The 11,267-nt window shown below is 61.4% G+C and carries 14 protein-coding genes; 11 read left to right on the top strand and 3 right to left on the bottom strand.

Features of this window, described 5'->3' with window-relative positions:
- The 6 genes from WB402_RS07355 to WB402_RS07380 all read left to right on the top strand — a co-directional run.
- On the top strand, positions 1–1,795 hold a 1,795-nt coding region (locus WB402_RS07355; protein WP_424206439.1), incomplete at its 5' end, for a glycogen/starch/alpha-glucan phosphorylase.
- A 124-nt stretch (positions 1,796–1,919) separates the two neighbouring features.
- Positions 1,920–2,135 carry a hypothetical protein gene (locus WB402_RS07360; protein ID WP_424206441.1) on the top strand — a complete coding sequence of 72 codons (216 nt, stop codon included), beginning with the start codon at positions 1,920–1,922 and terminating at the stop codon, positions 2,133–2,135.
- A gap of 110 nt (positions 2,136–2,245) precedes the next feature.
- Positions 2,246–3,265, top strand: coding sequence for a lipid A deacylase LpxR family protein (locus WB402_RS07365; protein WP_424206443.1), 1,020 nt, complete (start codon positions 2,246–2,248; stop codon positions 3,263–3,265).
- A 19-nt stretch (positions 3,266–3,284) separates the two neighbouring features.
- Entirely contained in the window at positions 3,285–3,710 is a 426-nt protein-coding gene (locus WB402_RS07370; protein ID WP_424206445.1) for a MarR family transcriptional regulator, read from the top strand.
- Complete coding sequence (locus tag WB402_RS07375; RefSeq protein WP_424206447.1) at positions 3,680–5,092, top strand: glycosyltransferase; 1,413 nt, start codon at positions 3,680–3,682, stop codon at positions 5,090–5,092. Before WB402_RS07370 ends, WB402_RS07375 begins: the two co-directional genes overlap by 31 nt.
- Before the next feature lie 143 nt (positions 5,093–5,235).
- Positions 5,236–5,421 (top strand): hypothetical protein, encoded by a 186-nt coding sequence (locus tag WB402_RS07380; protein ID WP_424206449.1) that lies wholly within the window; start codon positions 5,236–5,238, stop codon positions 5,419–5,421.
- Between the two features lie 27 nt (positions 5,422–5,448).
- On the opposite strand, the gene WB402_RS07385 is transcribed toward WB402_RS07380, so the two are convergent.
- From WB402_RS07385 to WB402_RS07395, 3 genes are read right to left on the bottom strand one after another with little or no spacing between them, the layout of a single operon-like run.
- Positions 5,449–5,754: a YqjK-like family protein gene (locus WB402_RS07385; protein WP_424206451.1), complete on the bottom strand. Its 306-nt coding sequence runs from the start codon at positions 5,752–5,754 to the stop codon at positions 5,449–5,451.
- Positions 5,755–5,758: 4 nt separating this feature from the next.
- Positions 5,759–6,157: a phage holin family protein gene (locus WB402_RS07390; protein ID WP_424206453.1), complete on the bottom strand. Its 399-nt coding sequence runs from the start codon at positions 6,155–6,157 to the stop codon at positions 5,759–5,761.
- 2 nt (positions 6,158–6,159) lie between these two features.
- Positions 6,160–6,480, bottom strand: coding sequence for a DUF883 family protein (locus tag WB402_RS07395; protein ID WP_424206455.1), 321 nt, complete (start codon positions 6,478–6,480; stop codon positions 6,160–6,162).
- A gap of 232 nt (positions 6,481–6,712) precedes the next feature.
- Here WB402_RS07395 and WB402_RS07400 point away from each other — a divergent pair, with 232 nt between their 5' ends.
- From WB402_RS07400 to WB402_RS07420, 5 genes are all read left to right on the top strand, one after another.
- Positions 6,713–6,913, top strand: coding sequence for a hypothetical protein (locus WB402_RS07400; RefSeq protein ID WP_424206457.1), 201 nt, complete (start codon positions 6,713–6,715; stop codon positions 6,911–6,913).
- Positions 6,914–7,186: 273 nt separating this feature from the next.
- The gene (locus WB402_RS07405) at positions 7,187–9,028 is read left to right on the top strand and encodes an AI-2E family transporter (RefSeq protein ID WP_424206459.1); all 1,842 of its coding nucleotides are present in this window, start codon (positions 7,187–7,189) and stop codon (positions 9,026–9,028) included.
- 53 nt (positions 9,029–9,081) lie between these two features.
- The gene (locus tag WB402_RS07410) at positions 9,082–10,257 is read left to right on the top strand and encodes an MlaE family ABC transporter permease (RefSeq protein ID WP_424206461.1); all 1,176 of its coding nucleotides are present in this window, start codon (positions 9,082–9,084) and stop codon (positions 10,255–10,257) included.
- Between the two features lies 1 nt (position 10,258).
- A complete protein-coding gene (locus tag WB402_RS07415; protein WP_424206463.1) occupies positions 10,259–11,029 on the top strand; it encodes an ABC transporter ATP-binding protein in 771 nt (256 codons plus the stop codon).
- The coding region (locus WB402_RS07420) for an MlaD family protein (RefSeq protein ID WP_424206465.1) at positions 11,026–11,267 on the top strand (242 nt) is incomplete at its 3' end. The genes WB402_RS07415 and WB402_RS07420, both read left to right, overlap by 4 nt.

Consider the following 11,267-nt stretch of genomic DNA (forward strand, 5'->3'; position numbering starts at 1 on the left):
GCCGGTGATCGGCTACGGGGGCAAGACGATCAACACGCTGCGTCTCTGGGCGGCGGCCACGCCGGACTATTTCGACTTCCAGCAATTCAGCCGCGGCGACTTCGTCGGCGCGCTGGCGGAAACCTTGGCCTCCGAGTCTCTGACGCGGGTTTTGTACCCCGATGACTCCACGAGCATGGGCCAGGGGCTGCGATTCCTCCAGGAGTATTTTCTCGTCGCCTGCTCGCTGGGCGATCTGGTGCGTCGGTTCCGGCGCAGCAATATGGATTGGAGTGCGCTCCCCGAAAAGGTCGCCATCCAGCTCAATGACACGCATCCGGCCATGGCCGTTCCCGAGCTGATGCGCATCCTGCTTGACGACGCCCGCCTTGAATGGGATCAGGCCTGGCGCATCACGCAGCAAACGCTGGCGTACACGAACCACACGCTGCTGCCCGAGGCGCTGGAGACCTGGCCGCTGCGATGGTTCGAGGAGCTGCTGCCACGCCATCTCGAAATCATCCACGAGATCAATCGGCGGTTGCTCGATGACGCGCGCGTTCGCTTGTCGCAAGATGAAAATCGACTTTCACGCGTCAGCGTCATCCAGGACGACCCGGTCAAGCGAGTCCGCATGGCCAACCTCGCCATCGTCGGCTCCCACAGCACGAACGGCGTCGCGGCCATTCACTCGCGACTGTTGCGCACGAGCGTCGCGAAGGATCTCGCCGAGCTCTTCCCGGATCGGTTCAACAACAAGACGAACGGCGCCACGCCGCGCCGCTGGTTGCTGATGTGCAACCCCGACCTCTCCCAACTGATCCGCGAGGTGATCGGCGATGGCTGGATCACGGATCTGGGGCAGCTCGCCCGATTGAAGCCGCTCGCCCGCGACAGGAGCTTCCAGGAGGCCTTTCTCCGAGCAAAGCGGCAAGCAAAGACGCGGTTTGCGGATTGGCTCAAGAACACGACCGGCGAGGTCGTCGATCCGGACACTATTTTCGACAGCCAGATCAAACGCATTCATGAGTACAAACGACAGCTACTCAACGCGCTGCACATCGTCGTGCTCTACAACCGCCTGCGCCAGAATCCCGGTCTCGCCATGCCGCCGCGCACGTTCTTCTTCGCCGGCAAGGCGGCGCCCGCGTACGCGCTGGCCAAGCTCATCATCAAGTTCATCAACAACCTGGCCGCCACCATCAACGCGGATCCCGCGGTGAACGGGCGCCTGAAAGTGTTGTTCGTGCCCGACTACTGCGTCTCGCTGGCTGAGCGCCTCATTCCGGCGAGCGACGTGTCCGAGCAGATCTCTACCGCGGGCTTTGAAGCCAGCGGGACGAGCAACATGAAGTTCATGATGAACGGCGCGCTCACGATCGGTACGATGGATGGGGCGACGATCGAGATCGCCGAAGAGGTCGGAAAAGAGAATGTGTTTCTCTTCGGCCTCACCGCCGAGCAGGTGGTCAGCAGCCGCGACTGGTACAACCCCCAGTGGCACTATGAGCACGAGCCGGAAACGCGCGCAGCCTTGGACCTGATTTTCTCCGGTTACTTCAACCGCCACGAGCCCGGCATCTTCGATCCCATTCGTGAAGCCCTGCTGACGCACGGCGACTATTACATGCATCTGGCCGATCTCAAGTCGTACGGCGAGGCGCATGAGAGAGTGGGTGAACTTTACGCAGATCCGGTGGGTTGGGCGAACAAGGCGATCCTGAATGTTGCCAGTTCCGGCAAATTTTCCAGTGACCGAACCATCGCCGAGTACGCGCGGGACATTTGGCGGACAGCACCGTGTCCCGTCGGGTGAGGGGTACAGGGAGTCGGCCATGGCGAGAGAACGGCGCAGTTCGATTCAGACCAAAAGCCCACGTTTCCCTGACCCTCTGGCGATCGGATGCGAGTAGGCTGACCCAAACGGAGGACGATTTGCAATGACTCTCAACGCTGATTCCAAGTACCCCAGTCGACGCACCTACGTATTGAAAGTGCGCAGCGATGCAAAGCCCGACACCCTCGCCGGTCGACTGGAAAATGTCGTCACCGGGCAACAGCAAGAGTTCACATCGGGTCAGGAACTGATCGAGTGGATTACGTGCGATCTCGGGCTGAGCGGCATTGAGCGCTCGCGCGAAGCGAAGAGAAAATGATCGATGGACAGGAAGGCTCGTAAGGAGACACCGTGCCGCTAGCCGCTGCTCTGCGGACCCATTCTCCGCCGAGGGCATGAGTTCGGCACAACGGAAGAAGGAGAACGAACATGACAACCACGATGAAACTCGCCTTTATCGCACTGATTGCATCCTCCGCGGTCGGCTGCGTGACGCAATCGGCCGGGACTCATGACGGGGCATTCACGTTCACTCTGGAAAACGACGTGCTCACAAATTCCGACAACAATTACACCAACGGTGTCGGTGCAACGTGGGTGTCGAACGAGCTCAATACCTACGACGACGAAAGGTTCATCAAAAAGTGGGGCAAGTTCTGGTCGTTCCTGCCCGGGATCACGGATGACGGCTCGAACACGTATGCCGCGTGGAGCATTGTCCAGGAGATGCATACCCCGGACGACATCGACAACCCGAATCCACCCGCGAGCGACCAACCGTATGCCGGCATCCTGTATGTGGATAATGTGCTGTATGCGCGGAACGGACGTTGGACGCATGCATGGGAACTCAAGCTGGGCGTAGTGGGCCCGGCGTCGCAGGCTGAAGACGTGCAGAAAAAGTTCCACGAACTGATCGGTGGGAATGAGCCGATGGGCTGGGATACGCAGCTCCCGAACGAGCCGGTGATCAACGTGGGCTACACGGCCGGGTACGTATGGCGCGAGGGCAAGGCGGGCGAAGCGGCCGAGTGGCGGCTCATTCCGATCGGGAACGTCAGTCTCGGCACCTACTTCACCGGCGTGGGACTCGGCGTGTACGGCGAGATTGGGTGGAATCTGGTGAAAGCCATGGCCACGACCTCACTTCGCGAGGGGTTCAACGCCGCGTCGACGGTCGGTGTCGGACCGGTGCATGGCTGGTCGGAGTCGTTCTTCGGCGGTCTCGGAGGTTTTGGCGTCGTCCACTATCTGCCGCTCGACGGCACCGTATTCAGGGACAGCCGGTCCGTCGATACGAAGCCCTTCGTCGGCACGGCATCGCTCGGCTTTGCCGTGCGACATGAGGGTTGGGTTGTCAGCCTCGCGGCGACGTTCACCACCGATGCGTTCGAAACGCAGCAAAAGGCGGCCGAGTTCGGCACCCTGAGCGTGTCCTGGTTTTTCTGACTGGAATGATGAAGCAGCCATGTTCGATTCTCCGCTAGAGTTCTGTCCCCGTTGCCGGCAATACGTGGCGCTCGATAGCGCGCCCACGGACTGCGCGGCACGGTCTCAGTGCGGGGGTGGGTCTTGTCCGCTCGAACCGTACTTCACCGGCACGCAGACGGGTCAGGCCCCCGTTGTTTCAATGGGCGAGGACGGCCGGACAGGACATCTGTCGCCGGCGGCGACCTCGCTTCTGGACGCCATCGCCGGCTGCGGGCAGTTTGAATTTTCGGGGGCGGACCTCGAGCGGCTGCTGCGGAAGCCGGAGGCCGGGATCGGGAGCATTGTCGACGAGCTCACGAATCGCGGGCTGGTCCAGCTCGCCGATGGCCCCAAGGAAGAGCGCCGTTATGAACTTACAGCGGCGGGACAACGGTGCATTGCGGAAAACATGTCACGAACGTAACACGCGACGCGAGGATCCAAAACATGATGCAGTTCCATCTGCTTTCGTTCGAAGGGCCCGATGACTACGCGCGTGCGGGCGGCGTCGCCACACGCGTCACCGGGCTTGCCCGCGCGCTCGCCGAAGCGGGCCATGAATGCCACGTGTGGTTCATTGGCGACCCCGAGTTGCCGGGGCACGAGCGCCAGGGTGAGGTGCATCTGCATCGCTGGTGCCAGTGGATAAGCGGCTACCATCCGGCGGGAGTTTACGACGGCGAGGAAGGCAAGCGCGTGGATTACGCCACTTCGCTGCCACCGTTTTTGGTGGAGCAGTTTCTGGCGCCGGCGCTGAGGGAAGGGCAACGAACCGTGATCCTCGCGGAGGAGTGGCACACGGTGGATGCCGTCTTGCATGTTGATTTGCTGCTGCGCCGGCAGGGGCTGCGCGAGCGCGCTACGATGCTCTGGAACGCCAACAACACCTACTCGTTCGAACGCATTCCCTGGAACCGGCTGGCGCAGGCCGCGATCATCACCACCGTCAGCCGCTATATGAAGAACCTCATGGGGGTCCAGGGGTTAGACCCGCTGGTGATCGCAAATGGCCTCGAACCCGAGGCATTTGTTCTGCCCGAGCGCGACGCGGTGGCGGCTTTTCGAGCGCAGACGCGGGGGCGTACCGTTGTGGCCAAAGTGGCGCGTTGGCACCCGGACAAGCGATGGCTGTACGCTGTGGACACGGTGAAAGTCATGAAGCAGCGCGGTGGGCGGCCGTTGCTGCTCGCCCGAGGAGGCGTCGAATCGTACGGCACGGAGGTGTACGCGGCCGCCGCAGCGGCCGGGCTGCGCGTTGTCGAGCCCGATTGCACCGTGCGGGGCGCGAGTGGGCTGCTCGCTGCCATGCGGGAGAACCGCGAAGCGGACATCCTGTGTCTGCGCATGCCGCTCGATGCCGAGGCGCGCCGGCTGCTCTTTCGTTGTTCCGAGGCGGTGCTCGCGAACAGCGAACACGAACCCTTCGGCTTGGTCGGGCTGGAAACCATGGCAGCGGGGGGTATCGCCTGCGTCGGGACTTCCGGCGAGGACTATGCGATACCCGGCAACAACGCGCTCGCGCTGGAAACGAACGATCCCAACGAGCTCGTCAGCCTGCTGAGCGGCCTGCGCCGCCGCCCGGATTGGGGACGGGCGATGCGCGGCGCCGCGCGCCGGGCGGCGGAGATGTACAGGTACTCCTCCATTGTCGAGCGGGTCCTGCTGCCGCGACTGGAGTGGCTCGCTGGGTCATCACAGAAATCGGAGCGCGACGGACGAGGCGGCGCGCGCCAGCGCGTAACGGAAAGGTGGCACCGCAACCGTGCTGCGACGGCGCGCCCACCCATTGCTGTCTTCCCACGATAGCCCCTGATACCGCGCACGCGATTGGAGGCCAGCACCGTAACGGAGCTGCCAGCGCGCCAGGCCAAGACTGTGGTCGAGTCAGCAAGGGCGGGTCATGCGGTGCAGCTTCGCGAACGCCCACGGGCTACTCTGAGGAGGCCGCCATGACCGATGCAAATCAGGGTAACGGCGGCGCCGGCATCGAGATCGAACGCCTGGTGGCGAACGCCCAGGACGCGCTGACCGACGACGATTTCGCCAGCGAGATGGTGGTCCCGCTCATCCCGCTGCTGCTCGCCACGGTGCTGTCCGCTGGTCCGTGTGCCCGATCGCAACCAGGCAGACTGTGAGCATGAGTCGCGTCAATGATGGCCACATCATGTTTCTTCTGGATTTTTCTTACCCACGCCCGCCGTGAGCTTGGAGTAGAACTGCCAGGCGATCCAGATGAGCTCGATCCACGCGCTCAGTCGATTGCGGCGCGTGGCGACCAAAAACCCCACTCCGACCGCGATGACAAGCGGAAGCATACGCAGAGTGCGTACAAGCGCAATCCCATGGTCCGCTAACGCCAGCGTCGCGCGCCATGGTTGCATCAGGCGACCGACCTCCTCGCGCTGGACGGCGGCTTGTGCGACCAGCGCCACACGCCGACGCGTTAGTTGTTCCAGCCGTGTGTTCATTATATTAAGGTGTCAGTTGCTCCCGGTCCTTGGAAAGTTCCGTCAACGTCGTGGCGAACAGTCGGGGACGCGATCGGTTCCGTCTGCGCAAGACCATAACGGCAATGTAACCCAGCCCCAGGTATAACCCGGCGAAACCGCCCAGCACATACAGTCGATGGGTTTCCCAGAACAGCATTACAACGAAGAGCGTGAGGTACACGATCCCGAGGTTTACGAAAAACAACGCCAGGAAACCGAATACGACAAGCTCGCGAAGATGTTCACGCTCCACCTCGAACTCGGTGGCGATTATTTCCATTCGCGTCTGCAGGATCTCAAGCAACGTCGCCAGCAGTCGCTGCAGCGACGCCAGCAATCCCCGGGCACGCTCGTTGCCGGTGTCGCTGTCGATATCGCTCATGTTCAGGAGCGGCGGGAGGTTAACATCCCGAACAGAAACCCAACGGCCACGGCGATACCGACCGCCTGCCACGGGTGCTCGTGTACCAGCTCGTCCGTCGTCCGGGCCGCCGCCTTGGTCTTCTCCATCAAATCGTGCTCCCATTCGGCGAGCTGCTTTCGGGTGGCCGCCACGCTTTCTTCAACCTTGGCGCGCGCCGCCACCACCTTTTCGCCGGTCTGGCCCGCGGTGGCTTTGAGCAGTTCCTCCGCGTCCGTAATCACGGCTTTGAAATCCTTGACCAACCTTTCTTTTGCGGCCTCTGTCTGAGATGTGGCGCTCATGGTTACCTCCTTCTCGTTTGTGAAGATAAATATGTAAAGGCTCTAACTCTTTGACAATTGGCAAAAAAATCTTGCACAAGCGATTTATCAGGTGCAGCATAGGAACTTGTGAATCACGCCGCTATCGGGGGTTCCGCGGAATGACGTGCCAGGTCAGTGCGTCCGCTTCGCTTGTGTTTCCTTATTTTTGAAAGCAACTCACCTCGTCTAAAATAAGGCGTCGTCGACCGCCGTGTACGAAGCCAGACGCAAGACCTTTCGCGATGTGCTGGATGACCGGTTCGCGGCACTAACGACAAGGATGAAATGGGTACAAGCCGAGGTGGAACGAGCAATGGCCACCGTGCAGCCCTATCGGGCACGTAGTGGAAACTTGCCGCCTCTGTCAGTGGCGCTGCGCCGTTCCGACGGCAAAACGGGCGAAACCCGATAGCAAGACCGAAATCTGACCGTATCGGGACGGTTCGCTGACGACTCCCCGGCCGCCGGCTTGTACGCTGCGTCATGAGAGATCGACGGACGCAAACACGCGATATCCCGATCAACCTCGATCAACAGTTCCACAACCCTGAACAAGGACCAAGCGATCGCCGATGTGCAACTCGATCAGGCACTAATGCAGGTACGGGTTACTCCAGGTCAGGACCGAAATATGCCGCCAGATGCTCCAGCGCCGGTATGGTTGCACGATCGTAGCAGCCCTGTCATGACTGCCGGAATCATTCTGGCGCTGCTGTATGTCGGTCGGGACGTGCTGATTCCGGTGACGTTCGCCGTTATGCTGAGCTTGTTGGTGGCGCCGTTGGTTCGTGGGCTGAGGCGAATTGGAGCCGGCCGGATCTCTTCTGTGCTGATCGCGGTGCTGATGCTCTCGGTGTCGTTCACGGCGGCCGCAATGGCGCTGGGAACCCAGATTTTGCACATCGCGGAGAGCCTTCCTCAATACGAAACGACCATACAACGCAAGCTCAAGACCCTTGACGAAGCAACCGTTGGACGGCTTCGCCTGCTGACTCTGGAAGCGAGCCGCCTGATCGAGGTTCACGAGACAGCGGACACGGTCCCCGGCCGGACTGGAGACCACGAACGCCCCGTGCCGACACGACCTGCGAGTGTGGTGATGCTGCAGTCACAGGATGTCTCGCCTCAGCCTCTCCAGCTGATAGGAAAACTTCTCACGTCCGTTTGGGCACCGCTCCAAGCCACCGGGATCGTGCTGCTCGTTCTCATCTTCGTGTTGCTCGAGTATGAATCGCTGCGCGACCGCTTCATCCGCCTGATCGGTGCGACTGATATACGCTCGACGACTCTCGCACTCAACGATGCCGGCGATCGGCTCTCGAGGTTTTTCGTCTCGCAGTTCGCAGTCAACCTCTGTTTCGGGGCGGCGATCTGGGCAATTCTGAGTGTCCTGCGCGTCCCGCAGGCGATGCTTTTGGGTGCTCTGGCCGGGGTGTTGCGCTTCGTGCCTTACATGGGCGTGTGGATCGCCGCACTTTTTTCCGCGGCGCTTGCGTTTGCCGTCGATCCCGGGTGGTCACTGGTGGCCGGCACACTGGGTGTCTTCGTCCTGCTCGATATCATCGTGGCGCAACTTCTGGAACCGCAGCTTTATGGCCACGCCACGGGGTTATCGCCGCTGGCGGTAGTCGTTGCCGCCATATTCTGGGGCACGCTCTGGGGTCCGGTCGGTCTGATCTTGTCCACTCCCCTGACCTTGTGCCTGGTGGTTGCCGGTCGGCACGTGAAAGCGCTCGGTATCCTGGAGCTGCTATCGAGCGATGCCCAGCCACTGACGTTGCCGCAGAGATTTTACCAACGCGCGTTATCCGGAGATCCCCACGAGATCATTGCCAATGCGCGAGCGTTCCTGAAACGCGATTCTCTCGTCGCGTATTGCGATCGCGTGCTGATTCCAGCGCTGCACTTTGTTCGTCTCGACACAGATATGGGCGCGACCAGCGAGGATCAGCGCAGGAAGATCGGCCGCGTCATCCTCGATGTCGTTGCAGCCCTAAGCAGCAATGGCCTCAAGTTCCCACGACGACGTCGTCGAGGCTCGGTACTCGAGGACGTGAGCGCCGGGCGCTGGCTACGTCAGCAGCGCGAACAGTTGAGCGGAAAATGGCAAGGTCCGCTCGGGGTGCCTCCGGGGTCCGTCGTGATCTGCTTGGGCCTTGGCTCCTCCGACGATGATCTTGCGGCCGAGCTGTTGGCGCGGCTGTTGCGCATGCAGAAAATTGATGCCCGGAACTTCTCGCCGGAAGACCTCCATGGCGGGCTGCCGCCGGGCGCGGACCCGGAGGGCGTGTCCATTGTCTACCTGGTGAGTGCTTTCCCCAGCCCGGAACGCGACCGCGCTGAATCGATCGGCAGGCAAGTTCACGAGTTGTTTCCTCGCGCGTATCTGGTCAAGGTCTTTCCCCCCGGGGTGATAGCGCCGCCCGAGCTCGGCGAAAGTGCCGGCAATGCCGACCACATGGCCAGCTCTCTCGTACAGGCAATCCAGATCGGCATGTCCTGGCAGGAGGAGCGCGACAAGACCTGACCCGAACAGTCCGGCTGCGAAGGCTTTGTTCTTCTAACTGCACAGAAAGGACTATGACTACGACTACGCCGTATCGAATTGACGTTCACCACACCGCCACCACCCCGTGGACGCTGCAATGCAGCCGCCCGGAAAAGGACGTGTTGGTGTTGTCTTTGGGCGCCAGCTGGCGCCTGGCGAACGGGCTGCCCCCGATCACTGAGTTCGAGCGCCAGCTCGACGATTCCCAGTGCGTCAAGCGCATCACTTTCGACACCAAACAACTTGCCGACTGGGACAGCGGTTTGCTTGTCTATCTTGGTAACGTTTTTGCCCTTTGCACCAAACGGAACATCCAAGTCGACAAAACCGGCCTGCCCGAAGGCGTGCGCCGCCTGCTGGACCTGGCCTATGCCGTCCCGCCAAAGAAGGATACTGGGCGCGGCGGCAAACCGCCGTCATTCCTTGCCCGGGTGGGACTGGCCACGCTGAAAGAACTGCGCGGGGCACCCGAAATGATCCGGTTCGTCGGTGAGACCGCGCTCGCCTTCGGCCGCCTGTTTCGCGGCAAGGCCCAATTCCGCCGCTCCGACCTCATGCTCATCATTCAGGAGGTCGGCCCGCAGGCGCTTCCGATCGTCTCGCTCATCAGTTTTCTGGTCGGGTTGATCCTCGCGTACATGAGCGCGGTGCAGCTGGGCCAGTTCGGAGCGCAAATCTACGTCGCCGATCTCGTCGGGTTGAGCATGGCGCGCGTCATGGGTGCATTGATGACCGGGATCATCATCGCCGGCCGTACGGGCGCGGCCTATGCCGCGCAGCTCGGCACCATGCAGGTGAACGAGGAAATCGACGCCTTCAAGACCATGGGCGTGGCGCCGATGGATTTCCTGGTGCTGCCGCGGATGCTCGCGCTTATCATCATGTTGCCGCTGCTCGCGCTGTACGCCGACTTTGTCGGCATTCTGGCCGGGCTGGTTGTCGGCGTGACCATGCTCGATATCGGAGCGTTCGCGTACTATCACCAAACGATCCAGTCGCTGACCATAACGCAATTCGCGGTGGGTCTGAGCATGGCCGCCGTCTACGGTGTGCTGATCGCCTTCGCCGGCTGCCTGCGCGGCATGCAGTGCGGACGCAGCGCTCAGGCCGTCGGCGAGGCGGCGACTTCGGCGGTCGTGACCGGCATTGTCTTCATCGTCGTCGCAGCCGCGATTCTCACGATCATTTACCACGCGCTCGGAATCTGACATGGCAGCGATCGAGACGAACCCGCCGGCCGATGCGCCCATCGTTGTCAAGAACCTCACGATGGCGTACGGGGACTACGTGATCCAGCGCGATCTGAGTTTCACCGTCAATCGCGGCGACATTTTCGTCATCATGGGCGGCAGCGGCAGCGGCAAAAGCACGCTCTTGCGCCACTTGGTCGGGCTCAAGGAACCCGTCAAAGGCCAGGTGCTGTACGACAGGGTTGATTTCTGGAAGGCACCGGCCGAGGAACAGGAACGCATCAAGCGCCGCCTGGGTGTGCTATTTCAGAGCGGCGCGCTCTGGAGCTCGCTCACGCTGGCGGAGAACGTGGCGCTGCCGCTCGGGGAATATACCGATCTCGACGCCAAAACGATTCGCGAGGTCGTCGCACTCAAACTGGCCCTGACCGGCTTGGCCGGATTTGAGGAATTTTATCCCTCCGAAATCAGCGGCGGCATGAAAAAACGCGCCGGCCTCGCGCGCGCCATGGCGCTCGACCCGGACATTCTTTTTTTCGACGAACCGTCCGCCGGGCTCGATCCGATCAGCTCACGTCGCTTGGACGACCTGATCTTGGAATTGCGCGAAAGCCTCGGCGCCACCATCGTGGTGGTCACGCATGAACTGGCCAGCATTTTCGCGATCGGCAACAATTCAGTGTTCCTCGATCCCGAGTCGAAAACGATGATTGCCAGCGGCGATCCCAAGGCGCTCGTCGAATCTGCCGACTCGCGGGTTCGAACATTTTTGAAACGAGGTGAGTCATGAGTAAACACGCAAACCCGACTCTGATCGGCAGTTTTGTCATCGGCGCCATTGTGCTCGCGGTGGTGACGATCCTGCTCCTCAGCAGCGGATCCCTCTTTGCCCAGCACCCTAATTACGTGATGTATTTTCAGGAATCGGTGAAAGGACTCTCGATCGGCGCACCGGTGACATTCAACGGTGTCAAGATCGGTGCCGTCAAGAACATCTCGGTTGAGGCGGATCTGGCAACCAGACAGTT

Origin of the sequence: Sulfuricaulis sp., from assembly GCF_049587675.1 — a bacterium.
In the GTDB taxonomy this organism is placed as follows: Bacteria; Pseudomonadota; Gammaproteobacteria; order Acidiferrobacterales; family Sulfurifustaceae; genus Sulfuricaulis.

What these genes read in the sequence shown, in the direction of transcription:
- WB402_RS07360 (WP_424206441.1), top strand. Translation starts at nt 1,920, where the DNA reads ATGACTCTCAACGCTGATTCCAAGTACCCCAGTCGACGCACCTACGTA.
- WB402_RS07380 (WP_424206449.1), top strand. Translation starts at nt 5,236, where the DNA reads ATGACCGATGCAAATCAGGGTAACGGCGGCGCCGGCATCGAGATCGAA.
- WB402_RS07370 (WP_424206445.1), top strand. Translation starts at nt 3,285, where the DNA reads ATGTTCGATTCTCCGCTAGAGTTCTGTCCCCGTTGCCGGCAATACGTG.
- WB402_RS07410 (WP_424206461.1), top strand. Translation starts at nt 9,082, where the DNA reads ATGACTACGACTACGCCGTATCGAATTGACGTTCACCACACCGCCACC.
- WB402_RS07405 (WP_424206459.1), top strand. Translation starts at nt 7,187, where the DNA reads ATGACTGCCGGAATCATTCTGGCGCTGCTGTATGTCGGTCGGGACGTG.
- WB402_RS07415 (WP_424206463.1), top strand. Translation starts at nt 10,259, where the DNA reads ATGGCAGCGATCGAGACGAACCCGCCGGCCGATGCGCCCATCGTTGTC.
- WB402_RS07385 (WP_424206451.1), bottom strand. Translation starts at nt 5,754, where the DNA reads ATGAACACACGGCTGGAACAACTAACGCGTCGGCGTGTGGCGCTGGTC.
- WB402_RS07395 (WP_424206455.1), bottom strand. Translation starts at nt 6,480, where the DNA reads ATGAGCGCCACATCTCAGACAGAGGCCGCAAAAGAAAGGTTGGTCAAG.
- WB402_RS07390 (WP_424206453.1), bottom strand. Translation starts at nt 6,157, where the DNA reads ATGAGCGATATCGACAGCGACACCGGCAACGAGCGTGCCCGGGGATTG.
- WB402_RS07365 (WP_424206443.1), top strand. Translation starts at nt 2,246, where the DNA reads ATGACAACCACGATGAAACTCGCCTTTATCGCACTGATTGCATCCTCC.